Source organism: Pseudomonas sp. 58 R 3, from assembly GCF_900006605.1.
In the GTDB taxonomy this organism is placed as follows: Bacteria; Pseudomonadota; Gammaproteobacteria; order Pseudomonadales; family Pseudomonadaceae; genus Aquipseudomonas; species Aquipseudomonas salomonii.
The window spans coordinates 83,159-109,569 of sequence record NZ_CVTT01000065.1 but is presented as its reverse complement, the minus strand read 5'-3'; the positions used below and the strand labels follow the sequence as shown (position 1 = coordinate 109,569).

23 protein-coding genes are annotated in these 26,411 nt (G+C 59.2%); 7 read left to right on the top strand and 16 right to left on the bottom strand.

Translation table 11 applies throughout. The features are described 5' to 3' along the window. Position 1: 1 nt before the first annotated feature. The 12 genes from nuoC to BFP92_RS21560 form a co-directional block, all read right to left on the bottom strand. Complete coding sequence (gene nuoC / locus BFP92_RS21615; RefSeq protein WP_017137515.1) at positions 2-1,786, bottom strand: NADH-quinone oxidoreductase subunit C/D; 1,785 nt, start codon at positions 1,784-1,786, stop codon at positions 2-4. 72 nt (positions 1,787-1,858) lie between these two features. Next, positions 1,859-2,533, bottom strand: coding sequence for a NuoB/complex I 20 kDa subunit family protein (locus BFP92_RS21610; protein ID WP_012724951.1), 675 nt, complete (start codon positions 2,531-2,533; stop codon positions 1,859-1,861). A gap of 10 nt (positions 2,534-2,543) precedes the next feature. Further along, positions 2,544-2,957, bottom strand: coding sequence for an NADH-quinone oxidoreductase subunit A (locus BFP92_RS21605; protein ID WP_003219575.1), 414 nt, complete (start codon positions 2,955-2,957; stop codon positions 2,544-2,546). A 553-nt stretch (positions 2,958-3,510) separates the two neighbouring features. Then, positions 3,511-4,836 carry an isocitrate lyase gene (gene aceA, locus BFP92_RS21600; protein ID WP_003219577.1) on the bottom strand — a complete coding sequence of 442 codons (1,326 nt, stop codon included), beginning with the start codon at positions 4,834-4,836 and terminating at the stop codon, positions 3,511-3,513. 495 nt (positions 4,837-5,331) lie between these two features. Beyond that, complete coding sequence (locus BFP92_RS21595) at positions 5,332-6,069, bottom strand: secretin N-terminal domain-containing protein (protein WP_065931019.1); 738 nt, start codon at positions 6,067-6,069, stop codon at positions 5,332-5,334. 230 nt (positions 6,070-6,299) lie between these two features. Further along, positions 6,300-6,722: a GNAT family N-acetyltransferase gene (locus BFP92_RS21590; protein ID WP_065931018.1), complete on the bottom strand. Its 423-nt coding sequence runs from the start codon at positions 6,720-6,722 to the stop codon at positions 6,300-6,302. Then, positions 6,715-7,881, bottom strand: a complete 1,167-nt coding sequence (locus tag BFP92_RS21585) for a ribosomal protein uL16 3-hydroxylase (protein WP_065931017.1) — start codon at positions 7,879-7,881, stop codon at positions 6,715-6,717. Before BFP92_RS21585 ends, BFP92_RS21590 begins: the two co-directional genes overlap by 8 nt. A gap of 84 nt (positions 7,882-7,965) precedes the next feature. Further along, positions 7,966-9,336, bottom strand: coding sequence for an adenylosuccinate lyase (purB, locus tag BFP92_RS21580; RefSeq protein WP_017737156.1), 1,371 nt, complete (start codon positions 9,334-9,336; stop codon positions 7,966-7,968). 125 nt (positions 9,337-9,461) lie between these two features. Continuing rightward, complete coding sequence (gene hflD, locus BFP92_RS21575; protein WP_017137510.1) at positions 9,462-10,085, bottom strand: high frequency lysogenization protein HflD; 624 nt, start codon at positions 10,083-10,085, stop codon at positions 9,462-9,464. Further along, positions 10,082-11,206, bottom strand: coding sequence for a tRNA 2-thiouridine(34) synthase MnmA (mnmA, locus tag BFP92_RS21570; protein WP_065931016.1), 1,125 nt, complete (start codon positions 11,204-11,206; stop codon positions 10,082-10,084). The genes hflD and mnmA overlap by 4 nt, the downstream gene beginning before the upstream one ends. A gap of 59 nt (positions 11,207-11,265) precedes the next feature. Then, complete coding sequence (locus BFP92_RS21565) at positions 11,266-11,712, bottom strand: NUDIX hydrolase (RefSeq protein WP_056861700.1); 447 nt, start codon at positions 11,710-11,712, stop codon at positions 11,266-11,268. A 149-nt stretch (positions 11,713-11,861) separates the two neighbouring features. Beyond that, positions 11,862-14,087: an NADP-dependent isocitrate dehydrogenase gene (locus tag BFP92_RS21560; RefSeq protein WP_065931015.1), complete on the bottom strand. Its 2,226-nt coding sequence runs from the start codon at positions 14,085-14,087 to the stop codon at positions 11,862-11,864. A 493-nt stretch (positions 14,088-14,580) separates the two neighbouring features. Between BFP92_RS21560 and icd the strand changes: the two genes are divergently transcribed. Then, complete coding sequence (gene icd, locus BFP92_RS21555) at positions 14,581-15,837, top strand: NADP-dependent isocitrate dehydrogenase (RefSeq protein ID WP_065931181.1); 1,257 nt, start codon at positions 14,581-14,583, stop codon at positions 15,835-15,837. Positions 15,838-15,913: 76 nt separating this feature from the next. Here icd and cspD read toward each other — a convergent pair whose 3' ends face one another. Then, on the bottom strand, positions 15,914-16,195 hold the full coding sequence (gene cspD, locus BFP92_RS21550) for a cold shock domain-containing protein CspD (RefSeq protein ID WP_218177969.1): 282 nt from the start codon (positions 16,193-16,195) through the stop codon (positions 15,914-15,916). Positions 16,196-16,419: 224 nt separating this feature from the next. On the opposite strand from cspD, the gene clpS reads away from it, so the two are divergent. Next, positions 16,420-16,788, top strand: coding sequence for an ATP-dependent Clp protease adapter ClpS (clpS, locus tag BFP92_RS21545; RefSeq protein ID WP_005789091.1), 369 nt, complete (start codon positions 16,420-16,422; stop codon positions 16,786-16,788). A gap of 29 nt (positions 16,789-16,817) precedes the next feature. Then, a complete protein-coding gene (clpA, locus tag BFP92_RS21540) occupies positions 16,818-19,088 on the top strand; it encodes an ATP-dependent Clp protease ATP-binding subunit ClpA (protein ID WP_056861703.1) in 2,271 nt (756 codons plus the stop codon). A gap of 251 nt (positions 19,089-19,339) precedes the next feature. On the opposite strand, the gene infA is transcribed toward clpA, so the two are convergent. From infA to aat, 3 genes are all read right to left on the bottom strand, one after another. Then, entirely contained in the window at positions 19,340-19,558 is a 219-nt protein-coding gene (gene infA / locus BFP92_RS21535) for a translation initiation factor IF-1 (protein WP_002553999.1), read from the bottom strand. 100 nt (positions 19,559-19,658) lie between these two features. Continuing rightward, positions 19,659-20,366, bottom strand: coding sequence for an arginyltransferase (locus BFP92_RS21530; RefSeq protein WP_065931013.1), 708 nt, complete (start codon positions 20,364-20,366; stop codon positions 19,659-19,661). Between the two features lie 56 nt (positions 20,367-20,422). Beyond that, positions 20,423-21,103, bottom strand: coding sequence for a leucyl/phenylalanyl-tRNA--protein transferase (aat, locus tag BFP92_RS21525; protein WP_065931012.1), 681 nt, complete (start codon positions 21,101-21,103; stop codon positions 20,423-20,425). A gap of 494 nt (positions 21,104-21,597) precedes the next feature. On the opposite strand from aat, the gene BFP92_RS21520 reads away from it, so the two are divergent. From BFP92_RS21520 to crcB, 4 genes are read left to right on the top strand one after another with little or no spacing between them, the layout of a single operon-like run. Beyond that, the gene (locus BFP92_RS21520) at positions 21,598-24,003 is read left to right on the top strand and encodes a DNA translocase FtsK (protein ID WP_065931011.1); all 2,406 of its coding nucleotides are present in this window, start codon (positions 21,598-21,600) and stop codon (positions 24,001-24,003) included. Between the two features lie 54 nt (positions 24,004-24,057). Beyond that, positions 24,058-24,681, top strand: a complete 624-nt coding sequence (gene lolA / locus BFP92_RS21515) for an outer membrane lipoprotein periplasmic chaperone LolA (protein WP_065931010.1) — start codon at positions 24,058-24,060, stop codon at positions 24,679-24,681. 23 nt (positions 24,682-24,704) lie between these two features. Further along, positions 24,705-26,027, top strand: a complete 1,323-nt coding sequence (locus tag BFP92_RS21510) for a replication-associated recombination protein A (RefSeq protein ID WP_065931009.1) — start codon at positions 24,705-24,707, stop codon at positions 26,025-26,027. Beyond that, complete coding sequence (crcB, locus tag BFP92_RS21505) at positions 26,027-26,401, top strand: fluoride efflux transporter CrcB (protein WP_017137499.1); 375 nt, start codon at positions 26,027-26,029, stop codon at positions 26,399-26,401. Before BFP92_RS21510 ends, crcB begins: the two co-directional genes overlap by 1 nt. The last annotated feature ends 10 nt before the right edge of the window (positions 26,402-26,411 follow it).

The following is a 26,411-nucleotide window of genomic DNA, read 5'->3' as shown; positions in this document are numbered from 1 at the left end:
CTTAGCGGTCCACGTCGGCCATAACGAAATCGATACTACCCAGGTACGCAATCAAGTCCGCGACCATCTCGCCTTTGATCACCGAAGGGATCTGCTGCAAGTGGGCAAAGCTTGGGGTACGAATCCGGGTGCGGTAGCTCATGGTGCCGCCATCGCTCGTCAGGTAATAACTGTTGATACCCTTGGTCGCTTCGATCATCTGGAAGGATTCGTTGGCCGGCATCACCGGGCCCCACGAAACCTGCAGGAAGTGCGTGATCAGGGTTTCGATGTGCTGCAGCGTGCGCTCTTTGGGCGGCGGCGTGGTCAGCGGGTGATCCGCCTTATAGGGACCTGCCGGCATGTTGCGCATGCACTGCTCGATGATCTTCAGGCTCTGGCGCATTTCTTCAACGCGCACGATGCAACGGTCGTAGGCATCGCCATTGGCCGCCAGCGGCACTTCGAACTCGAAGTTCTCGTAGCCCGAGTAGGGGCGTGCTTTACGCAGGTCGAAGTCGCAACCGGTGGAACGCAGGCCGGCACCGGTGACGCCCCATTCCAGGGCTTCTTTGGTGTTGTACTGCGCGACGCCGATGGTACGGCCCTTGAGGATGCTGTTGTCCAGCGCAGCCTTTTGGTACTCGTCCAGACGCTTGGGCATCCAGTCGATGAATTCCTTGACCAGGCGCTCCCAGCCGTTCGGCAGGTCGTGGGCCACACCGCCGATGCGGTACCACGCCGGGTGCAGACGGAAACCGGTAATGGCTTCGATTACCTTGTAGGCGCGTTGACGGTCGGTGAAGGTGAAGAACACCGGGGTCATGGCGCCAACGTCCTGGATATAAGTACCCAGGAACAGCAGGTGGCTGGTGATCCGGAAGAACTCGGCCATCATGATGCGGATGGTGTCGACGCGGTCCGGTACCTTGATACCGGCCAGCTTCTCGACCGACAGCACGTACGGCAGGTTGTTCATCACGCCGCCGAGGTAGTCGATACGGTCGGTGTACGGGATGAAGCTGTGCCACGACTGGCGCTCGGCCATCTTCTCGGCACCACGGTGGTGGTAGCCGATGTCCGGCACGCAGTCGACGATTTCTTCGCCGTCCAGTTGCAGGATGATCCGGAAGGCACCGTGAGCCGAAGGGTGGTTCGGGCCCAGGTTGAGGAACATGTAGTCCTCGTTGGTGCCGGAGCGTTTCATGCCCCAGTCTTCCGGACGGAAGCGTGCAGCCTCTTCTTCAAGCTGCTGCTTGGCGAGGTTGAGGCTGAACGGGTCGAATTCGGTGGCGCGCGCCGGGAAGTCCTTGCGCAGCGGGTGACCTTCCCAGGTCGGCGGCATCATGATGCGCGTCAGGTGCGGGTGGCCCGGGAAGTCGATGCCGAACATGTCCCAGACTTCACGCTCGTACCAGCTGGCGTTCGGCCAGATACCGGTGACGGTCGGGATGCTCAAGTCGCTTTCGGACAGCGCGACCTTGATCATCACGTCGCTGTTACGTTCCAGCGACATCAAGTGGTAGAACACGGTGAAATCGGCGCCGCTCGGCAGGCCTTGACGCTTGGTGCGCAGACGCTCGTCCACGCCATGCAGGTCATAGAGCATGACGTACGGCTTGGGCAGGTTGCGCAGGAAGCTCAGGACTTCGACGAGCTTGGCGCGCGCCACCCACAGCACCGGCATACCGGTGCGTGTGGCCTGGGCGGTAAAGGCGTCAGGGCCAAAACGGTTATTGAGTTCGACAACCACATCCTGGTCGTCTGCCTTATAAGGCGGGATATACAGAGCACTGCCTGTAGTCATGGTTTTTTATCGCTTTCGGTCAACGTAAAGAATGAAGCCAGGTTTTCGTTCTATAAAAAGAAGCGGGCTGGATCAGACTTCGTCGGGGCTGCGCAGGTTGGTGACTGCGATTCGCTGTTCGCGGCGCTGTTCCTTTTGTGACGGCATCTCGGCGCGATAAACGCCTTGATCACCGACCACCCAGGAAAGCGGACGACGCTCCTTGCCAATCGACTCCTGCAACAGCATCAAGCCTTGCAGAAAAGCTTCAGGGCGAGGCGGGCAGCCAGGCACGTAGACGTCCACGGGCAGGAACTTGTCCACCCCTTGAACGACGGAGTAGATGTCGTACATGCCACCGGAGTTGGCGCACGAACCCATGGAGATAACCCACTTCGGCTCGAGCATTTGCTCGTAGAGGCGCTGAATGATCGGCGCCATCTTGATAAAGCAGGTGCCGGCGATAACCATGAAATCCGCCTGGCGCGGTGATGCCCGGATAACTTCGGCGCCAAAGCGCGCGATGTCGTGGGGCGCCGTGAAGGCGGTGGTCATTTCCACGTAGCAGCACGAAAGGCCGAAGTTGTACGGCCACAGGGAGTTTTTACGCCCCCAGTTGACCGCGCCACTCAGCACGTCTTCGAGTTTGCCCATGTAGATGTTTTTGTGGACTTGATCTTCTAACGGATCGGAAACGGTTTCCCGTTCGCCGATAGGGTACTGATCGTTAGGAGCATCCGGGTCGATCCTGGTGAGATTGTATTGCATCGCCAAAGCCTCATTGTTTCAGCTTCGCTTGCCGCTTACGACGAGCTTCCGGAGCCCAGTCAAGGGCGCCCACTCGGAATAGGTAGACAAGGCCTGCCAACAGAATTGCTATGAAAACGAGGGCTTCGACGAATCCGGTCCAGCCGCTTTCGCGGACGGACACAGACCAGGCAAAGAGAAAGAGGGCTTCGATATCGAAGATCACGAACAGCATCGCGACCAGATAGAATTTGGCTGAGAGCCGCAAGCGGGCGCCACCTGTAGGCAGCATGCCGGACTCGAACGGTTCATTTTTGCTGCGGCCCCAGGCTTTTGACCCAAGGAGGCTGGAGACGCCGAGCATGAAGGCACAAAGGCCCACAACACCGAGGAGGAAAATGGCAAAGCCCCAGTTGTGGGCCATGAGTCCTGTCGCTTCGGTCATGCTGGAAATCCTTAACAGAGAGCAAAGGTCTCTGAGCTCGAAAAAGTAACGATGCAGTGACGATATGTCGCAGCGCAATCAATCGCGGTGATTTTATGGCTAAACACCGGGCAAGTAAAATTCCTGTAGCGAAATTATTCGATGGAATAAGCACATAGTGCACCTTCTTGGGGCTGTAGCCCTTGTGGGCCGGGGATTAGCGGGCATTTAATCAAATGTGTTTTGTTTAAGCGGTAAAGAAGTTTTCATTGGCTAAATGATAATGAATATTGTTTGCGCGGGGTTTAAGCGAATGTTTCTCGTGTGGCGCGGGAAGTTATTGTTACTTGCTTGATTGCGGCTAGTTGCTGGAGGGGATCTTTTAACCGATTTGATTCAGGCAAATACCGCTCTGGGTCAATGTTTTGCGCAAAAAACCAAGGCTCGACACCGTTAAGGTGGTAGGTGGGGTTTTCAAACAGGCAAAAAAACGCCCCGAACCAGTCGGGGCGTCAGATCAAGCGGCAGTGCGGTTAGGTCTTCCGTGGGGCCGCACTGGCCGTGTACTCGCTGCTTAGTGGAACTGCTCTTCTTCGGTCGAGCCGGTCAGCGCGGTCACGGACGAGGTGCCGCCCTGGATCACGGTGGTCATGTCGTCGAAGTAGCCGGTGCCCACTTCCTGCTGGTGCGCCACAAAGGTGTAACCCTTGGCGGCATCAGCGAACTCTTGCTCCTGCAGTTTCACGTAGGCAGTCATGTCGTTGCGGGCGTAGTCGTGCGCCAGGTTGAACATGCTGTGCCACATGTTGTGAATGCCGGCCAGGGTGATGAACTGGTGCTTGTAGCCCATGGCCGACAGCTCGCGCTGGAACTTGGCGATGGTCGCGTCGTCCAGGTTCTTCTTCCAGTTGAAAGAAGGCGAGCAGTTGTAGGACAGCAGTTGGTCCGGGTATTCCTTCTTGATCGCCTCGGCAAAGCGACGCGCTTCGTCCAGGTCCGGCTTGGCGGTTTCGCACCAGATCAGGTCAGCGTACGGCGCGTAGGCCAGGCCACGGGCGATCGCCTGGTCGAGACCGGCACGTACTTTATAGAAGCCTTCCTGGGTGCGTTCGCCGGTCACGAATGGCTGGTCGTACGGGTCGCAGTCGGAGGTCAGCAAGTCGGCCGCGTTGGCGTCGGTACGCGCCAGGATGATGGTCGGCGTGCCGGCAACGTCAGCGGCCAAGCGTGCAGCGGTCAGCTTTTGTACGGCTTCCTGGGTTGGAACCAGTACCTTGCCGCCCATGTGGCCGCATTTCTTCACCGACGCCAGTTGGTCTTCGAAGTGCACGCCGGCAGCGCCTGCCTCGATCATGCTCTTCATCAGTTCGTAGGCGTTGAGTACGCCGCCGAAACCGGCTTCAGCGTCAGCCACGATTGGCGCGAAGTAGTCGATGTAGCCTTCGTCGCCCGGGCCTTTACCGGCTTTCCACTGGATCTGGTCGGCGCGGCGGAACGAGTTGTTGATGCGCTTGACCACGGTCGGCACGGAGTCCACCGGGTACAGCGATTGGTCGGGGTACATGGATTCTGCGGAGTTGTTGTCCGCAGCCACTTGCCAGCCGGACAGGTAGATCGCCTGGATACCGGCTTTTACCTGTTGAACTGCCTGGCCGCCAGTGAGGGCGCCCATGCAGTTGACGAAATCTTTTTCGGGGCGGAAGGACGGCTTGGCACCCTGGGTGACCAGCTTCCACAGCTTCTCGGCGCCGAGTTTTGCAAAGGTGTGCTCAGGTTGAACCGAGCCACGCAGGCGGACGACGTCAGCAGCGGAATAAGCGCGGGTTACGCCTTTCCAGCGTGGGTTTTCAGCCCAGTCTTTTTCAAGGGCTGCAATTTGCTGTTCGCGTGTCAGTGCCATGGGGGAAAACCTCGTCGCATAGGTCTAGGTGGAAAATTCCATTTGCCAGCCACGTATCAAGTGCGTGGTTGTGGCTGCTCGCTGACCAGAAGCTTGGGCGGCCAAGTCAGGTTCGACGGGGAAGGCGACGGGATGAACGCGTTGCGAGAGGAGGAATTGAGCAGGTAAGGGCAAACTGCGAACAGTCTTCGGGCATCGTGGGCCTTGGTACGATCCATCAGTGTGTAGCCGGGTTACCTGGTTAGCTTCCGTCCCTCGGGACAACTTCGTTCCAGTCGCAACCAACGTCAAACACACCTTGTGGGCGGTACAGACACGAATCGGCTCAGGTGGGTAGCTTAGAGCGGCGATCCGAAGGCCCTTGCCAGGGCCCCTGATTAGCGGGAGCGAGGCCATCATGCACAGGCTTTTTTGGCTCGTCAAATGTTTTGTAGTGCTTTTTTTCAGGCACTACATCTTTAGTCTAATGCGACTCGCCAGTCAGTTTTTGGTGCTTTAGTTCAGCGTATCGACCTTGACCCGCAAAGTCAGGTCGTCGCGGCCCTGAGTAGAGTAGCTGCGGGTTGTAGAGGATTTATCGGCCTGAGTCTCGCGACTGATGCCTGCCAGTGGAATCCATTCACCCAGGCGGCCACTGACCGTTGTGTCGGTACTTTGCACATTCACTACATCGGGACGTTCCTGGCTCATTCGGTCACGGTTGGTACTGATGGCCAGGTGTACGGTCTCGCCAGTGACGCTGGCAGTGACGTAAAAGCCCTGGGTGACGTTGCGATACTGGGTCTGGTTTTGCGGGCGGCCGTAGGCGTCTGGCTGCGTGGTGGTCAGTGGCACGCTCTGGCCGACCTGGATCAGCGCGGGCACGCCTTCACTGGCCTGAATCTGCTGGATGCCACCGTCGCGGCTGGCGGTGCCGTAACTGATGATGCGGGTTTGGCTGTCGCCGTTGTTTTGTTGGTTGTTTTCGTTGCTGTCGACGGTGATCAGCAGGCGCTTGGCGGGTGTGTCCAGCTGTGCAAGCAAGGCACGCAGGTCCTGGATCTTGCCGGGGTCGGCTTTAACAATAAGCTGGTTGCCGTAGGCGCTGACGCTACCGTCCTTGCCGATAAAGTTCTGCGCCACGGGCAGCAGGTCGGCGCTGGTGCGGTTGCTCAGGTTGACGACTTCGGTGTCGGCGATGGCGCAGGCGCTGGCGCTGAGGAGGAGGGCGGTGAGCAGGGTGCGTAGGGACATGTCCGTTATCTCTGCGAGTCAATTAGGCGTGATAGTGCCAGTTTGTCGGCCCGGCAGGTCGCAAGTTGAATCGTAGACGGCAAAATGCCCTGGCAGGCAGGGCATTTTGGGGTGTTGCTGAGATAGCCTTTGCGAGCAAGCCCGCTCCCACATTCGACCGCATTCCAAAGGATCTACTCGGTCAAGTGTGGGAGCGGGCTTGCTCGCGAAGGGAGCGACTGGGTTTTGGATCAGCCCTCGCGCACCATATCAACGTGCGGAATCCCGACTTCCAGGAATTCGTCACTGACGATCGTGAAACCCAGTCGCTCATAAAAGGGCGCCGCATACACCTGCGCACTCAGGAACTGCCTGGTCTGGCCACGTCTCTCGGCCTCGCCGATCACGGCTTCCATCAGCTTGTCGCCGACCTTCAGGCCGCGCCAGTCCTTGAGTACCGACACGCGACCAATCTCGCCGCTGGGCAGCAGGCGAGCGGTGCCAATCGGAAAATCGCCTTCGAATGCAAGAAAATGCATCGCGTCGGCGTCATCCGCATCCCACTCCAGCTCCGGTGGAACCGATTGTTCAGCGATAAACACCGCCTCACGAATGCGCCGAATCTCAGCGATATCCTTTTGCCAGTCCGCGACACTTACGTGAATCTTATTCATCGGCAAATCCCAGGCTTCCTTGCTTGACCAGTTCGCACAGCAGGTCACGGCCGTCTTCGTCGGCCAGCCAGGTGCCGAGGTTTTCGCTGTGCAGGGCGTCGGCCGAGCAGACCAGTTTCAACAGTTCGCGCAATTTGCCTGGCAGGTAACGGCTTTGGCCGCTGGCAAACAGCAGTACGTCATCGTCCACTTCAGACCACGCCATGCGCGCGCTCGGGTTGCGGACCAGGATCGCGCCGTTTTCCAGGCTGCTGATAAAGTCTTCTTCACCCAGCTCTTCACCGGCGACCAGTTCCGGGTAGCGCGGCTCGGTCATGAACTGGCCGAACCAGGTCAGCAGCATGCGCTCATCGCTCATGTGCTCGGCCAGCAGGCCTTTGAGGCGGTCGAGTGCGTCCGTCTGAATCTGGTGCGGGTCGCTGACCGGTTGGGCGTCGGCGTCGGTGTAGCGCTCTTCATCGGTCAGGTACTGGCTGAGGAAGTCAGTGAAGTGGGTCAGCACTTCGGCAGCGCTCGGTGCACGGAAGCCCACCGAATAGGTCATGCAGTCATCTTCGGCGATGCCGAAGTGCGCCAGGCGCGGCGGCAGGTAAAGCATGTCGCCCGGTTCCAGTACCCATTCTTCGCTCTGTTCGAATTCCGCCAGGATGCGCAGGTCGGCGTGTTGCAGCAGGGGGCTTTCGGAATTGCACATCTGGCCGATTTTCCAGTTGCGCTTGCCTTGGGCCTGCAGCAGGAACACGTCGTAGTTGTCGAAGTGCGGACCAACACTGCCACCGGGAGCGGCGAAGCTGATCATCACATCGTCGATGCGCCAGCTGGGCAGAAAGCGGAAGTGTCCCAGCAGCTCGGCAACTTCGGGTACGAATTGGTCGACGGCCTGCACCAGCAGGGTCCACTCGCGCTCAGGCAACGTGCTGAACGCATCTTCGGCGAACGGACCGCGGCGCAGTTCCCATGGGCGCTCGCCGTGTTCGATCACCAGGCGCGATTCAACTTCTTCTTCCAGGGCTAAGCCTGCCAGTTCGTCGGCGTCGATCGGGCTTTCGAAATCAGGGATGGCCTGACGGATCAGCAGCGGTTTTTTCTGCCAGTAGTCGCGCAGGAATTCCCGCGCCGTGATGCCGCCCAGAAGTTGAAGAGGAATATCAGGATTCATGTGTAACCTATTGAAAAAAAGCACTTTTAAGACAGGAATAAAAACGCCCGGCGCGGCCGGGCGTCTCAAAGGGTCGCGCGCTGATCAGATGCGCTTGGCTTGCTCTACCGCGTTGCCGATGTAGTTGGCCGGGGTGAGCAGTTTCAGCTCGGCCTTGGCAGCGGCTGGCATGTCCAGGCCATCGATGAAAGTTTGCAGCGCCTCAGGGCTGATGCCCTTGCCGCGCGTCAACTCTTTCAGCTTCTCGTACGGGTTTTCGATGTTGTAGCGGCGCATTACGGTCTGGATCGGCTCGGCCAATACTTCCCAGCACGCATCCAGGTCAGCGGCGATCTTCTGCGCGTTGAGCTCAAGCTTGCTGATGCCTTTGAGGCTGGCTTCGTAGGCGATCACGCTGTGGGCAAAGCCCACGCCGAGGTTGCGCAGTACGGTGGAGTCGGTCAGGTCGCGCTGCCAGCGCGAGATCGGCAACTTGCTGGCCAGATGCTGGAACAGGGCGTTGGCGATACCGAGGTTGCCTTCGGAGTTTTCGAAGTCGATCGGGTTGACCTTGTGCGGCATGGTCGACGAACCGATCTCGCCGGCGATGGTGCGCTGCTTGAAGTAGCCCAGGGAGATGTAACCCCAGATATCGCGATCGAAGTCGATCAGGATGGTGTTGAAGCGCGCAATCGCGTCGAACAGCTCGGCGATGTAGTCGTGGGGTTCGATCTGCGTGGTGTAGGGGTTGAAGCCCAGGCCCAGCTCGTCTTCGATGAAGGCGCGGGCGTTTTCTTCCCAGTCGATTTCCGGGTAAGCCGACAGGTGGGCGTTGTAGTTGCCCACGGCGCCGTTGATTTTGCCCAGCAGCGGCACGGCCGCGACTTGAGCGATCTGGCGCTCCAGGCGATACACCACGTTGGCCAGTTCTTTACCCAAGGTAGTCGGCGAAGCCGGTTGGCCGTGGGTGCGCGACAGCATCGGCACGTCAGCGAAGCGGATGGCCAGCTCGCGGATAGCGTTGGCGGTCTGGCGCATCAGTGGCAGCATCACGTCATCGCGGCCTTCGCGCAGCATCAGGGCGTGGGACAGGTTGTTGATGTCCTCGCTGGTGCAGGCAAAGTGGATGAACTCGCTGACCTGGGCCAGTTCCGGCAGCTTGGCCGCTTGCTCTTTGAGCAGGTATTCGATGGCTTTGACGTCGTGGTTGGTGGTGCGCTCGATCTCTTTCACACGCTCGGCGTGCTCCAGGGAGAAGTTTTCCGCCAGGGTGTTCAATACAGCGTTGGCTTCGGCGGAAAACGCCGGCACTTCGCTGATGGCAGGGTGAGCGGCCAGGCGCTGGAGCCAGCGCACTTCAACCAGAACGCGAGCACGGATCAGGCCGTATTCGCTGAAAATAGGGCGCAGGGCCTGGGTTTTGCCGGCGTAGCGGCCGTCAACAGGGGAAACCGCAGTGAGCGAAGAGAGCTGCATGGGGTGTTCTCGGACAGTCGGGCAACGAAATGGGGCGCGTATCATACATGAAAAAATCCGCCGGTCCGTCGCCAACTGACCGGCGTATTACGCGTGAGGCTATAAAAAAAGCGGGTTGCTGCGACTTATTCGTTGCGCATCAACGGGTAAAGCTCTTTGAGCAATTTGCGTCGGCTGATCACCAACTGCCAGCGATGACCGCCCAACTGACGCCACAACCGCGCCGAACGAATACCGGCCAGGAGCAGGGCGCGGATTTTCGAGGCGTTGTTCGGTTGCTGCAGGTTGCGCATGTCGCCGTGCACCTGGATGCGCTGGCGCAAGGTGCTCAACGTGTCCTGGTACAGCGCGCCACAGGCGGCAATCACGTTTTCGTGGGCCGGGCCGAAGTGTTCCACCTGGGATTGAATCTGCGGCAGGCGTTTGCCGATGGTTTCGAGCAGGTCGTCGCGCTTGGCCAGTTGCCGCTCAAGGCCGAGCATCGACAGCGCATAGCGCAGCGGCTCGCGTTGCAAGGTGCTTGGGTCGCGCTCCAGGGCGCCGATCAGCGCACGGTAACCTTCACGCAGCGCCAGGTCATCGCCGCCATACACTTCCAGGGTGTCCTTGGGGTCGCGGATCAGCAGGCTGCCGAGCATGCAGGTCAGGCCTGCTTCGGTCACCTGGCCGGTCTTGGCGATCTTGTCGACCAGCACGGCGGCGAGGAAAACCCCGCCGAGTGCCGTCAATTGCTCCTGGGTCGGGCTCATGCCGCGCCGCTCCAGGCTTCGGCGACTTCAATCACGCCGCCGCCCAGGCAAATTTCGCCGTCATAGAACACCACCGATTGGCCCGGCGTGACCGCGCGTTGCGGGTCATCGAAGGTGGCGCGGTAGCCGCCGGCGGTTTTTTCCAGGGTGCAGGGCTGGTCGCTCTGGCGATAGCGCACTTTGGCGGTCAGGCGGCGTGGCGCGCTCAGGTCGATCGGGTTGACCCAATAGATTTCCGACGCCAGCAGCGCGCCCGAGAACAGCAGTGGGTGCTCATTGCCCTGGCCCACCACCAGCACATTGTTTTCCAGGTCCTTGACCAGTACGTACCACGGCTCTTCGCCGGCGTCTTTCAGTCCGCCGATGCCCAAACCCTGACGCTGGCCGATGGTGTGGTACATCAGGCCATGGTGGCGGCCGATTACCTCACCGTCGGTGGTTTTGATTTCGCCCGGTTGTGCCGGCAGGTACTGCTTGAGGAAGTCGCTGAAGCGGCGCTCGCCGATAAAGCAGATCCCGGTGGAATCCTTCTTTTTGGCAGTGGCCAGGCCGTGTTTTTCGGCGATCTTGCGCACTTCGGGTTTTTCCAGCTCGCCGACCGGGAACAGGGTCTTGGCGATCTGTTCGCCGCCGACGGCGTGCAGGAAGTAACTCTGGTCCTTGTTCGGGTCCAGGCCTTTGAGCAGTTCGGTGCGGTTGTCGACGTCGCGACGGCGCACATAGTGGCCAGTGGCAATCAGGTCGGCGCCGAGGATCATGGCGTAGTCGAGAAACGCCTTGAACTTGATTTCGCGGTTACACAGGATGTCCGGGTTCGGCGTACGACCGGCCTTGTATTCGGCCAGGAAGTGCTCGAACACGTTGTCCCAGTACTCGGCGGCGAAGTTGGCGGTGTGCAGCTTGATGCCGATCTTGTCGCACACGGCCTGGGCGTCGGCCAGGTCGTCCATGGCGGTGCAATATTCCGTTCCATCGTCTTCTTCCCAGTTCTTCATGAACAGGCCTTCCACCTCATAACCCTGCTCCATGAGCAGAACGGCGGAAACGGAAGAATCCACGCCGCCGGACATGCCGACGATGACGCGCTTCTTTTGTGTGTCAGAAGGGGCTGGATCACGCATAGGGTTTCAACGGGTGTCTTGAAAAAGGACGCGATTCTAACAGGCTCACGCCCGCAAGGCTAAAGAGAAGGGCGGATCAATTCGAGGCTATGGCGCTGGCCGGCCAGATAATCATCGATACAGCGGATGATCAGCTCACTGCGCCAGTCGTCGCGCAGGGCCATCAGCTCCTCACGGGTCAGCCAGCGGGCGCGGACGATGCCTTCATCGAGTGTGTAGTCGGGGTGATGTTTCAAGGCTTTGGCGGTAAAGCACACGCGCTGATAAGTCACGCCATTGCTGGGCGCGGTGTACAGGTAGATGCCGACAATGCCGGTGGCCTCGACGTCCCAGCCGGTTTCTTCGAGGGTTTCGCGCACGGCCGCTTCGGTGAGGGTTTCATGCGGGTCCAGATGGCCGGCCGGCTGGTTGAGCACGGCGCGGCCACCCTTGAGCTCCTCGACCATCAGGAAGCGGCCGTTGTCTTCGACGATAGTGGCGACGGTGATGTGGGGTTGCCAGGTCATGGGTGCCTCAATGTGTAGTGACTGAAGAAACTCGTTCAGTGTGGGAGCTGGCTTGCCTGCTCCCACATTTGATCGGGGTTGTTCAGTGAAACCAGGGCGCAAACAGAAACCCCGGCACATGGCCGGGGCTTCTTTGCATCCTTACAACCTTACTTCAACTTGGCAATCGCCGCATTGAGGGTGTTGCTTGGGCGCATGGCTTTGCTGGTCAGCTCCGGGTTCGGCGCGTAGTAGCCGCCGATGTCCACTGGCTTGCCCTGTACGGCGTTCAACTCGGCAACGATGGTTGCCTCATTGTCGGCCAGGGTTTTGGCCAGTTCGCCGAACTGCGCTTGCAGTGCAGTATCTTCAGTCTGGGCGGCCAGGGCTTGCGCCCAGTACAGCGCCAGGTAGAAGTGGCTGCCGCGGTTGTCGATGTTGCCGACTTTGCGCGATGGCGACTTGTTGTTGTCGAGGAACTGGCCAGTGGCCTGGTCCAGGGTCTTGGACAGCACCAGGGCTTTCGGGTTGTTATAAGTAACACCCAAATGCTCAAGGGACGCAGCCAGGGCCAGGAACTCGCCCAGGGAATCCCAGCGCAGGAAGTTCTCTTCAACCAGTTGCTGCACGTGCTTCGGAGCCGAACCGCCGGCGCCGGTTTCGAACAGGCCGCCACCGTTCATCAGCGGCACGATCGACAGCATCTTGGCGCTGGTGCCCAGTTCCATGATCGGGAACAGGTCGGTCAGGTAGTCACGCAGTACGTTGCCGGTCACCGAGATGGTGTCCAGGCCCTTGCGGGTGCGCTCCAGGGTGAACTTCATCGCGTCGACCGGCGACATGATGCGGATGTCCAGGCCTTCGGTGTTGTGGTCTTTCAGGTAGGCCTGAACTTTCTCGACCACTACGCCATCGTGCGCGCGCTTAGGGTCCAGCCAGAAAATGGCTGGGGTGTTGCTGGCGCGAGCGCGGTTGACGGCGAGCTTGACCCAATCCTGGATCGGCGCGTCTTTGGTCTGGCACATGCGGAAGATGTCGCCGGCGTCAACAGCCTGTTCCATCAGCAAGGTGCCCTTGCTGTCGGTGACGCGGACTACGCCGTCAGCCTTGATCTGGAAGGTCTTGTCGTGGGAACCGTACTCTTCGGCTTTCTTGGCCATCAAGCCAACGTTTGGCACGCTGCCCATGGTGGTTGGGTCGAAAGCGCCATTGGCCTTGCAGTCTTCGATGACGGCCTGGTAGATGGTGGCGTAGCAGCGATCCGGGATCACCGCCTTGGTGTCGTGCAGTTGGCCGTCGGTGCCCCACATTTTGCCGGAGTCACGGATCATGGCCGGCATCGAGGCGTCGACGATGACGTCGCTCGGCACGTGCAGGTTGGTGATGCCTTTGTCGGAGTTGACCATCGCCAGGGAAGGGCGAGCGGCGTAGACCGCCTGAATGTCAGCTTCGATCTGCGCTTGTTGCTCGGCCGGCAACGCCTTGATGCGAGCGTACAGGTCGCCGATGCCGTTGTTCAGGTTGAAGCCGATCTGTTCCAGCACGGTAGCGTGCTTGGCCAGGGCGTCTTTATAGAACTCGGCAACGATCTGGCCGAACATGATCGGGTCGGAGACCTTCATCATGGTGGCTTTCAAGTGAACCGACAGCAGCACGCCTTGCTGCTTGGCGTCTTCGATTTCAGCGGCAATGAACGCGCGCAGAGCTTTTTTGCTCAGCACGGCGGTGTCGATGATTTCGCCGGCTTGTACCGAGGTCTTTTCTTTCAAGACGGTCGCAGTGCCGTCTTTGGCGATCAGTTCGATTTTTACCGCGTCAGCGGCTTCGATCTGCACGGCTTTTTCGCTGCCGTAGAAGTCGCCGTTGCTCATGTGTGCGATGTGCGACTTGGAGTCGGCAGCCCAGGCGCCCATTTTGTGCGGGTGCTTGCGCGCGTAGTTCTTGACCGACAGCGGTGCGCGGCGGTCGGAGTTGCCTTCGCGCAGTACCGGGTTCACGGCGCTGCCCTTGACCTTGTCGTAACGTGCGCGGGTTTCTTTTTCCGCGTCGGTGGTTACGGTTTCCGGGTAGTCCGGCAGGGCGTAGCCCTGGGCCTGCAGTTCCTTGATCGCCGCTTGCAACTGCGGGGTCGAGGCGCTGATGTTAGGCAGCTTGATGATGTTGGCTTCAGGCGTAACGGCCAGGTCGCCCAGTTCGGCGAGGTGGTCCGCGATTGCCTTGTTGCCCAGTTGCTCGGGGAAGCTTGCGAGGATGCGCGCGGCCAGGGAAATGTCGCGGGTTTCCACAGCAATATCAGCGGAAGCGGTGAAGGCCTCTACGATAGGCAGCAGTGAATAGGTGGCGAGGGCTGGGGCTTCGTCGGTGAAGGTGTAGATGATCTTCGAGCGGGTGGGCATATTCGGATTAACTCTCTTCTTTGCTGAAAGCGTGCGCAGAAACTCGAGATGCGCCGGGTGGAGCGCGTTCGTTCAAAGTCATCCATGAGCGAAATGTCGAGGTTTCTTCGCGGTGATGTTGGTTTGCATCAGTCGAGCGTCAAGCGGGTGGACTATTGTATTAGTCCTGCTTTGTAGCGGAAGGCTTTGTTCTAGAGCGGTCCGCCGTCGTGACTCTTTGGTCAGCGGCGGCATTATACATAGGTCGCTATGCTTACGCCGAGCCTTCATACAAAAGGTGTGTCGTCCATTGGTCTAAAGGTCGCAGGGCCCAGACTGCGACCAAAGTCGCACGATGTGCTCAAGATTGGCGATTTTGCCTTTGCTTTCAGGCTTGTAGGCGACAAATTATGCTGTTTTCGATGTAAATGAGCATGGCGTTAGGTTTCAGTCGCCATATATCTGGAGTAGGCTCGAACGCAGCCAGATGTTCAATCCATAGATGGAGTTCAGCATGGGATACAAGAAGATTCAGGTTCCGGCAGTCGGCGACAAAATCACCGTCAATGCAGACCATTCTCTCAATGTTCCTGACCAACCGATCATCCCTTATATAGAAGGCGACGGTATTGGCGTCGACATCAGCCCGGTGATGATCAAGGTGGTCGACGCAGCTGTTGAAAAGGCCTACGGCGGTAAGCGCAAAATCTCCTGGATGGAGGTGTATGCCGGCGAGAAAGCGACTCAAGTCTACGACCAGGACACCTGGCTGCCCCAGGAAACCCTGGATGCGGTCAAGGATTACGTGGTTTCCATCAAGGGCCCGCTGACCACGCCGGTTGGCGGCGGCATCCGTTCGCTGAACGTGGCCCTGCGTCAGCAGCTCGATTTGTATGTCTGCCTGCGCCCGGTGCGCTGGTTTGAAGGTGTGCCCAGCCCGGTCAAGAAGCCTGGTGATGTGGACATGACCATCTTCCGTGAAAACTCTGAAGACATTTATGCCGGTATCGAGTGGAAGGCCGGTTCGCCGGAAGCGATCAAGGTGATCAAGTTCCTCAAGGAAGAAATGGGCGTTACCAAGATCCGTTTCGACCAGGACTGCGGGATTGGCATCAAGCCGGTTTCCAAAGAAGGCACCGAGCGCCTGGCGCGCAAAGCCCTGCAATATGTAGTGGATAATGACCGCGATTCGCTGACCATTGTGCACAAAGGCAACATCATGAAGTTCACCGAAGGTGCCTTCAAAGAGTGGGCGTACGGTATTGCCGAAAAGGAATTTGGCGCGACCCTGCTCGACGGCGGCCCGTGGATGCAGTTCAAAAACCCCAAAACCGGCAAGAATGTAGTGGTCAAGGACGCGATTGCCGACGCCATGCTCCAGCAGATTCTGTTGCGTCCGGCGGAATATGATGTGATTGCCACGCTTAACCTTAACGGTGACTACCTGTCTGATGCGCTGGCGGCGGAAGTAGGTGGCATTGGTATTGCGCCGGGGGCCAACCTTTCCGACACCGTGGCGATGTTCGAAGCCACCCACGGTACCGCGCCTAAATATGCAGGCAAGGATCAGGTCAACCCGGGTTCGTTGATTCTGTCGGCGGAAATGATGCTGCGGCACATGGGTTGGACGGAGGCGGCGGATCTGATCATCAAGGGCACCAATGGTGCGATTTCGGCGAAGACCGTGACCTATGACTTCGAGCGTTTGATGGAGGGCGCGAAGCTGGTGTCGTCGTCAGGGTTTGGTGATGCGTTGATTTCGCATATGTAAAACGGTGTAAAAAAAACCGGACACCCCAAGTGATTGGGCTGGCCGGTTTTTTGTTTTCACTTTGCTCGGCGGCTGATCAGGCCGTTGCTTCTTTTGATTCTTGAGCTTGATTGTCTTTCCCGCCGTGCGCCGTGTTTGACTTTTGCTCTTGGCTTGCAAGTGCGCCAATATTGACGGCGTGCAAACCCTTGGGGCCTTGGATTATCTCAAAAGACACGGGCTGACCTGCTTTCAGGGTCTTGTATCCGTCCATATTAATCGCAGAATAATGCGCAAACAGGTCTTCAGCTTTGCCGTCTTCGACGATAAAGCCGTACCCCTTGGCATTGTTGAACCACTTGACCTTGCCACTCGACATACCCATATCCCTCTGCACCAGACTCCATCACTGGAGTATCATCCAGTTTATCCGTCCTAACCCGAATAAATAAGGTTGACTGCGCGGACCTTTTTTACCCACTGTGGGTTCTATTGGTTGTAACACCGTTTCGCCGATAGTCAAGGCGACCGATCGGTCAGAGTTGAAATTCTGACAGGTCGCCCCCACCACTGTATTTGAACCACTGACGAACCTTTCTTTCCATGCATGCAAACAGCCAGATTCGACTAACATTCAATCAGGATCGCCCGGATCAGGAACACGATGACGACGGTTCTGCAGGCATTGCTGTTCAGGAGGCGAAGCCTGCTCTACAGGCGCCGCCGATGTACAAGGTGGTTTTGTTCAATGATGACTACACACCGATGGATTTCGTCGTCGAAGTGCTCGAGGTGTTTTTTAACCTGAACCGCGAGCTGGCGACCAAGGTAATGCTGGCCGTTCACACAGAAGGACGGGCAGTATGTGGAGTGTTTACCCGTGACATCGCCGAGACAAAGGCCATGCAGGTCAACCAGTACGCCAGGGAAAGCCAGCATCCGCTACTCTGTGAAATCGAGAAGGACGGTTAACGCCGACCACTTGGGTATGAGGTGAAGCTATGTTAAACCGCGAGCTCGAAGTCACCCTCAATCTTGCCTTTAAGGAGGCCCGTTCGAAGCGTCATGAATTCATGACCGTCGAGCACCTGCTGCTGGCACTTTTGGATAACGAAGCTGCCGCCACCGTTCTGCGTGCGTGCGGCGCCAACCTCGACAAACTCAAGCATGACCTGCAGGAGTTTATCGACTCCACCACGCCACTGATCCCCGTGCATGACGAGGACCGTGAGACCCAGCCAACCCTGGGCTTCCAGCGGGTGTTGCAGCGTGCTGTCTTCCACGTACAGAGCTCCGGTAAGCGTGAGGTCACGGGCGCCAATGTGCTGGTGGCAATTTTCAGCGAGCAGGAAAGCCAGGCAGTGTTCCTGCTCAAGCAGCAGAGCGTTGCCCGTATTGATGTCGTCAACTACATCGCCCACGGTATCTCCAAGGTGCCAGGGCACGGCGATCATTCCGAGGGTGAGCAGGATATGCAGGACGACGAGGGCGGTGAGTCTTCTTCTTCGGGCAATCCACTGGATGCCTATGCCAGCAACCTTAACGAACTGGCGCGCCAGGGGCGGATCGATCCGCTGGTGGGGCGTGAGCTTGAGGTTGAGCGTGTAGCGCAGATCCTCGCGCGTCGTCGCAAGAACAACCCCTTGCTGGTGGGCGAGGCGGGCGTGGGTAAAACCGCGATTGCCGAAGGCCTGGCCAAGCGCATCGTGGATAACCAGGTGCCGGATTTGCTGGCCAACAGCGTCGTCTACTCCCTTGATCTGGGCGCGTTGCTCGCCGGGACCAAGTACCGTGGCGATTTCGAGAAACGCTTCAAGGCGCTGCTCGGCGAGCTGAAAAAACGCCCGCAGGCGATCCTGTTTATCGATGAAATCCACACCATCATTGGTGCCGGTGCGGCGTCGGGTGGGGTGATGGACGCCTCCAACCTGCTCAAGCCGCTGCTGTCGTCGGGTGATATCCGTTGCATCGGTTCGACCACGTTCCAGGAATTTCGCGGCATCTTCGAAAAAGACCGTGCCCTGGCGCGTCGCTTCCAGAAAGTCGACGTGTCCGAGCCTTCGGTAGAAGACACCATCGGCATTCTGCGCGGCCTCAAAGGGCGCTTCGAGGCCCATCACGGCATCGAGTACACCGATGAGGCGCTGCGTGCCGCTGCTGAGCTGGCATCGCGCTACATCAATGATCGGCACATGCCGGACAAAGCCATCGACGTGATCGACGAGGCGGGTGCCTACCAGCGCCTGCAGCCGGTCGAGAAGCGTGTGAAACGCATCGACGTGCCTCAAGTCGAGGACATCGTGGCGAAGATCGCGCGTATTCCGCCTAAGCACGTCAACAGTTCCGACAAGGAGCTGCTGCGTAACCTGGAGCGCGACCTCAAGCTCACGGTGTTCGGTCAGGATGCGGCTATCGACGCGTTGTCCACCGCGATCAAGCTGTCGCGCGCGGGCCTCAAGTCGCCGGACAAGCCGGTCGGTTCGTTCCTGTTCGCAGGCCCGACCGGCGTCGGCAAGACCGAAGCTGCGCGCCAATTGGCCAAGGCCATGGGCATTGAACTGGTACGCTTCGACATGTCCGAATACATGGAGCGCCACACCGTGTCGCGCCTGATCGGTGCGCCTCCGGGCTATGTCGGGTTCGACCAGGGCGGCCTGTTGACCGAAGCCATCACCAAGCAGCCGCACTGCGTGTTGCTGCTCGATGAAATCGAGAAGGCCCACCCGGAAGTCTTCAACCTGCTGCTGCAGGTCATGGACCATGGCACCCTGACCGATAACAACGGGCGCAAGGCGGACTTCCGCAACGTCATCGTGATCATGACCACCAACGCCGGTGCCGAGACTGCTGCGCGGGCCTCCATTGGCTTTACGCATCAGGATCACTCATCCGACGCCATGGAAGTGATCAAGAAGAGCTTCACGCCGGAGTTCCGCAACCGTCTGGACACCATTATCCAGTTTGGTCGCCTCAGCCATGAGGTCATCAAAAGCGTGGTGGACAAGTTCCTTACCGAGCTTCAGGCGCAGTTGGAAGACAAGCGCGTGCAGCTGGAAGTGACGGATGCGGCGCGCAACTGGCTGGCCGAAGGCGGCTACGACTCGGCAATGGGCGCTCGCCCAATGGCGCGTCTGATCCAGGACAAGATCAAGCGGCCACTGGCCGAAGAGATCCTGTTTGGCGAGCTTTCCGACCATGGCGGCGTGGTGCATATCGACCTGAAGGATGGCGAGCTGACCTTCGAGTTCGAAACCACGGCCGAAATGGCCTGATAGCTGATCGCAACAACACAGCAAAAGGCGCCGAAAGGCGCCTTTTTGCTGTCTCGAGAACACAATCGTCAAAACACTGGTGATCCCCTGTGGGAGCGGGCTTGCTCGCGAACACGGTGGGTCAGTGACAGATGAATTGACTGATACACCGCATTCGCGAGCAAGCCCGCTCCCACAAGTATTTGTGGTGTTGGACAAATCTCGCACACACAAAAACGCCCGGCATAACCGGGCGTTTTGTATTGACTTGCTTAACGAGCGCGGTAAGTGATGCGCCCTTTGCTCAAGTCATAGGGCGTCAGCTCGACGCGCACTTTGTCACCGGTAAGAATACGAATGTAGTTCTTGCGCATCTTGCCGGAGATATGCGCGGTTACGACGTGCCCATTTTCCAACTCCACACGAAACATGGTGTTGGGCAGGGTGTCGACGACAGTGCCTTCCATTTCGAAGCTGTCTTCTTTCGACATGCAGTAAAGCCCTCGGTATCCAGTGAATGGCCCGGTGCAACTGCGCCAGGCAAAAGCGGCGTGCATTGTGCCCGAAAAAGGGTGTTTAAGCCAAGGGGTTCTAGTTAAGCGTTACCCATCTTTGATTAATCAGCAGCTCAATGGGCCGATATTGGGTCTTGTAGTTCATCTTTTTGCAGTTCTTGATCCAGTATCCGAGGTACACCGCCTCCAGTTCCAGGCGCAGGGCTTCACCGATTTGCCACAAAATCGCAAAGCGCCCAAGGCTGCGGCGTTCTTCGGAAGGCTCATAGAAGGTGTAGACCGCCGACAGGCCGTTGGGCAGCAGGTCGGTCACCGCCACCGCCAGCAGGCGGCCATCCAGGCGGAACTCATAGAAGCGTGAGAAGGGCAGGTCGCGCACCAGGAAGGTCGAAAACTGATCACGGCTGGGCGGGAACATGTCGCCATCTGCGTGGCGTTGTTCGATGTAACGCTGGTAAAGATCGAAATATTCTTCGCTGTACTGTGGCTTGGTGGCCGTGACCGTCAGGTCGGCGTTGCGTTTGAGAATGCGTTTCTGATTACGGTCCGGCAAAAACTGCGCAACCGGGATACGCGCAGGCACGCACGCATTGCAATTCTGGCAATGGGGTCGGTACAGATGATCGCCGCTGCGCCGAAAGCCCATCTCCGAAAGGTCGGCATACACATGCACGTCCATCGGCTGGCTGGGGTCGAGGAACAGTGTGGTGGCCTGCTCGTCAGGCAGATAGCTGCAAGAGTGGGCTTGAGTGGCATAAAACTTCAAGCGCGCCAGCTCGGTCATGATCAACCCTCGGGTTAAGCTTTGAAATAAGTGTATGCCAGGTACGCGGAAGTCGCCTAGGAAACCCACGCGCCAGAGCTGGGTTGGTCCAAATGGTTACGCAGGAAATCGGCAAATTCACTGCGTGGTATGGCGCGGGCGCCGAGGCTGTGCAGGTGGTCATTGGGCATCTGGCAGTCGATCAGTACAAAACCCCAGGCCTGCAACTGGCGGGTCAGTGTGGCAAAGCCGAACTTGGAGGCATTGTCGGCGCGGCTGAACATCGATTCGCCAAAAAACAATTGGCCCATGGCCAGGCCATACAGGCCGCCGACCAGCTTGCCGTCATCCCACACTTCAACGGAGTGCGCGTAGCCGCGCCGGTGCAGCTCCAGGTAGGCGCTTTGGATGCCTTCGGTGATCCAGGTGCCGTCCGCATAAGCGCGGGGCGCGGCGCAGGCCTGGATGACGGCGGCGAAGTCCTGGTCGAAGGTCACGCTGTAGCGCTGCTGGCGCAACAGTTTGCCCAGGCTGCGTGATACGTGCAGTTCGTCGGGGAATATTACCGTGCGTGGGTCTGGAGACCACCAGAGGATCGGCTGGCCGTCGGAGAACCACGGAAAGCAGCCATGGCGATAGGCCTGGATCAGTCGCTCGGCCGACAGGTCGCCGCCGGCAGCCAGCAAGCCATTGGGTTCGCGCATGGCTTTGGCCAGCGGCGGAAAAGTCAGGGAATCGCGTTGCAACCAGGTCAGCATGGCATCCAGGCTTACGGTGGGGGAGGGGAGTGGCAGGTATGACGCCTGCCGCATGTGAGGTGATTATTGTCGACAAGGCGCTGTGGGGCCAGCCCGAATCGGGCATCGGCGCGCAATAGCGTTAACGGGTGTTTCTGCAACTCTGCCCTACAGGCGCGGTCGTAATCGGGTCCGGGCCATGCAGGCCAATTGCCAAGCTTGCCTGCTTTGATAAAAACAGCGCATAAGCCTTTGTCAGCAAAGGCAATGCATGCTCAAATTGAACAGGCTGTGACACATCATTTGTGCAGGCCGTCGGGTGAGGGCAAGTACGTGGCATCGCCGACGCAAACCCGTACAATGCGGGCATCGTGGCGTTATCGCCCTTTCACCTGTTCATCACCCAATGTTAAAAGTAGTTTCAGCGACATTCGTTCATTTTTCAGCTGCTCGGATTGAGCAGTGTGCAGTCATTCAACAGATGGACGCGCTAAAGGCGCAGGAATAGACCCGTTTTGAAGAAATCCGCCGCAACACCTAAAGCAGCAGTCGTGCCGGCCTGGCGTCAGCACCTGCATTATCGACTCAAGGAAGGCGCGCTGATCGCTATTGGCGCCCTGTGCCTGTTCCTGATGATGGCCTTGCTCACCTATGGCAAGGACGACCCGGGCTGGAGCCACAACAGCAAGATCGAAGACGTGCAGAACTTCGGCGGCCCCGCCGGTTCCTACAGCGCCGATATCCTGTTTATGGTGCTGGGTTACTTCGCGTATATCTTCCCGCTGCTGCTGGCGATCAAGACCTGGCAGATCTTCCGCCAGCGTCACGAACCGTGGCAGTGGAGCGGCTGGCTGTTCTCCTGGCGCCTGATCGGCCTGGTGTTCCTGGTGTTGTCCGGCGCGGCGCTGGCGCACATCCATTTTCATGCACCTACCGGCCTGCCGGCGGGCGCGGGCGGGGCGTTGGGCGAAAGCCTCGGCGACCTGGCGCGCAAGACCCTGAACATCCAGGGCAGCACCTTGATGTTTATCGCGCTGTTCCTGTTCGGCCTCACCGTGTTCACCGACCTGTCGTGGTTCAAGGTGATGGACGTGACCGGCAAGATCACCCTGGACCTGCTCGAGTTGTTCCAGGGCGCGGCCAACCGTTGGTGGTCGGCCCGAGTTGATCGCAAGCGCATGGTCGCGCAACTGCGCGAGGTGGACACCCGCGTTAACGAAGTGGTGGCCCCGAGTACGCCGGACCGCCGCGAGCAGGCCAAGGTCAAGGAACGCTTGATCGAGCGCGAGCAGGCCCTGAGCAAGCACATGTCGGACCGCGAGAAGCAGGTGCCGCCGGTGATTGCCCCGGCACCGCCCAAAGCGCCCGAGCCGAGCCATCGTGTGCAGAAAGAGAAGCAGGCGCCGTTGTTTGTCGACAGCGCCGTCGAAGGCACTTTGCCGCCGATCTCGATTCTCGACCCGGCCGAAAAGAAACAACTCAACTATTCCCCGGAATCCCTGGCGGCGGTTGGCCATCTGCTGGAAATCAAACTCAAGGAATTCGGCGTCGAAGTCTCGGTGGATTCGATTCACCCAGGCCCGGTGATTACCCGTTACGAGATCCAGCCGGCCGCCGGCGTCAAGGTCAGCCGTATCTCCAACCTGGCCAAAGACCTGGCCCGCTCCCTGGCCGTGACCAGTGTGCGTGTGGTGGAAGTGATCCCCGGCAAGACCACCGTCGGCATCGAGATTCCCAACGAAGACCGCCAGATCGTGCGGTTCTCCGAGGTGCTGTCGACCCCGGAATACGACAACTTCAAATCGCCGGTCACCCTGGCCCTCGGCCACGACATCGGCGGCAAGCCGGTGATCACCGACCTTGCGAAAATGCCGCACCTGCTGGTGGCCGGTACCACCGGTTCCGGTAAGTCGGTGGGCGTGAACGCGATGATCCTGTCGATCCTGTTCAAGTCCGGCCCGGATGACGCCAAGCTGATCATGATCGACCCGAAGATGCTCGAATTGTCGATCTACGAAGGCATCCCGCACCTGCTGTGCCCGGTGGTGACCGATATGAAGGACGCCGCCAACGCCCTGCGCTGGAGCGTCGCCGAGATGGAGCGCCGCTACAAGCTGATGGCGAAGATGGGCGTGCGTAACCTGTCGGGCTTCAATGCCAAGGTCAAGGAAGCCCAGGACGCCGGCACACCGCTGAGCGACCCGCTGTACAAGCGTGAAAGCATCCACGACGAAGCGCCGCTGCTGACCAAGCTGCCGACCATCGTGGTGGTGGTCGATGAATTTGCCGACATGATGATGATCGTCGGCAAGAAGGTTGAAGAACTGATCGCGCGTATCGCCCAAAAGGCGCGTGCGGCCGGTATTCACTTGATCCTCGCGACCCAGCGGCCGTCGGTGGATGTGATCACCGGCTTGATCAAGGCCAACATTCCGACGCGGATGGCGTTCCAGGTCTCCAGCAAGATCGACTCGCGCACCATCATCGACCAGGGTGGCGCCGAGCAACTGCTCGGCCACGGTGACATGCTCTACATGCCGCCGGGCACCAGCCTGCCGATTCGCGTGCACGGTGCGTTCGTCTCCGATGACGAAGTGCATCGCGTGGTCGAAGCCTGGAAACTGCGTGGCGCGCCGGAATACAACGACGACATCCTCGCGGGCGTGGAAGAGGCCGGCAGCGGCTTCGACGGCGGCAGCAGCGGTGATGACGATGCCGAAACCGACGCGCTTTACGATGAAGCCGTGGCATTCGTACTCGAAAGCCGTCGCGCCTCGATCTCTGCGGTGCAGCGTAAGCTCAAAATCGGCTACAACCGCGCCGCCCGCATGATCGAATCGATGGAAAATGCCGGCGTCGTGACCGCCATGAACACCAACGGTTCGCGTGAAGTCATCGCCCCCGGGCAGATGCGCGACTGACCCCGTGCTGCGTGGCAACACGCAGCGCGTCCTGACGACTCAATGAGGATTCCCATGCGCTTTATCCGCATGCTGTTGTTGCCTGCACTGGCCCTGACTGCTGTTTCGGCCCACGCTGATCCCGCCTCGGTGGCCAGCCTGAAGAACCTGTTGGACAAATCCCAGACCCTGACCGCGCGCTTCTCCCAGTTGACCCTGGATGCCGGTGGTACCCAGTTGCAGCAAACCGAAGGCGAAATGGCCGTGCAGCGCCCTGGGCTGTTCTACTGGCACACCGAAGGCAAGGCCGAGCAGACCATCGTTTCCGATGGCCAGAAGGTCACCCTGTGGGACCCGGACCTGGAACAGGCGACCATCAAGAAGCTCGACCCGCGCTTGAACCAGACGCCGGCGCTGCTGCTGTCGGGCGATGTGTCGAAGATCAACGACAGCTTCGACATCACCTCCAAGCAAACCAGCAACGTGATCGAGTTCACCCTCAAGCCCAAATCCAAGGACACGCTGTTCGACAGCCTGAACCTGTCGTTCGGCAACGGCGTGATCAACAACATGCGCCTGATCGACAGTGTTGGCCAACGCACCGATATCCTGTTCTCCGGCGTCAAGGCTAACCAGCCGGTGGATGCATCCAAGTTCAAGTTTGTCATCCCCAAGGGTGCCGACGTGATCCAGGAATAAACTAGAGGTTTCAAACGCTGCCCATGGATTTGTTTCGAAGTGACCCGATTGCTCAGCCCCTGGCGGCGCGCTTGCGTTCCACCAATCTGGATGAGTACGTCGGGCAAGAACACCTGCTCGCTCGCGGCAAGCCTCTGCGCGAAGCCCTGGAGCAGGGGGCGCTGCACTCGATGATTTTCTGGGGGCCGCCGGGCGTGGGTAAAACCACCCTGGCGCGGCTGCTGGCGAAAGTCTCGGATGCGCACTTCGAAACGGTTTCGGCGGTGCTGGCCGGGGTCAAAGAGATTCGCCAGGCGGTAGAAGTTGCCAAGCAGCAAGCCGGGCAATACGGCAAGCGCACCATCCTGTTTGTCGACGAAGTGCATCGCTTCAACAAGTCGCAGCAGGATGCGTTCTTGCCGTACGTCGAAGACGGCACGTTGATATTCATTGGTGCGACCACCGAAAACCCGTCGTTTGAACTCAACAACGCTTTGCTCTCGCGAGCGCGCGTCTATGTGCTCAAGAGCCTGGACGAAGCGGCGATGCAAAAGCTGCTGCACAGGGCCCTGAGCGAAGATAAAGGCTTGGGCAAGCGCCAGCTGAGTGTCAGCGAAGAAGGCTTCAAGATGCTGCTGGCCGCCGCCGATGGCGATGGCCGGCGCTTTCTGAACCTGCTGGAGAACGCCTCGGACCTGGCCGAAGACGGCAACGAGATTGGCGTCGACCTGTTGCAAAGCCTGCTTGGCGACACGCGCCGCCGCTTCGACAAGGGCGGCGAAGCCTTCTACGACCAGATATCGGCGCTGCACAAATCGGTGCGCGGCTCCAACCCCGACGGCGCGTTGTACTGGTTTGCGCGCATGATCGACGGCGGCTGCGACCCGCTGTACCTGGCGCGCCGCGTGGTGCGCATGGCCAGCGAAGACATCGGCAACGCCGACCCGCGTGCCCTGAGCCTGTGCCTGGCGGCCTGGGATGTGCAGGAGCGCCTCGGCAGCCCGGAAGGCGAATTGGCCGTGGCCCAGGCCATCACCTACCTGGCCTGCGCGCCAAAAAGCAACGCGGTGTACGTGGGCTTCAAATCCGCCCTGCGCGCCGCTGCCGAATACGGCTCCCTTGAAGTGCCGATGCACCTGCGCAACGCGCCGACCAAGCTGATGAAACAATTGGGGTATGGCGACGAGTACCGCTATGCCCACGATGAGCCGGACGCCTACGCGGCCGGCGAAGACTACTTCCCCGATGAGCTTGAGCCCTTGCCGCTTTATCAGCCGGTGCCCCGTGGCCTGGAGCTGAAAATCGGTGAAAAGCTCAATCACTTGGCCCAACTCGACCGTCTCAGCCCAAAACAACGGAGAAAGTAGTGCTCAAGACCATTCTTGCCGTGTCCGCCGCGGGTATCGCTGGTACATTATTGCGTTTCGCCACCGGCACTTGGGTCAGCGCCAACTGGCCGAAGCATTTTTATGCGGCGACCCTGGCGGTCAACCTGGTGGGTTGCCTGATTATCGGCCTGTTGTACGGCTGGTTCCTGTTGCGTCCCGAAGTGCCGATTGAGGTTCGCGCCGGCTTGATTGTCGGCTTTGTAGGCGGTCTTACGACCTTTTCATCCTTTTCACTGGATACGGTGCGCCTGCTGGAAAGCGGGCAAGCGTTGGTAGCCTTCGGTTACCTGGGCATCAGCGTGTTCGGCGGGCTGCTCGCCACCTGGGCCGGCCTGTCCTTGACCAAACTTTGATAAACGAGAG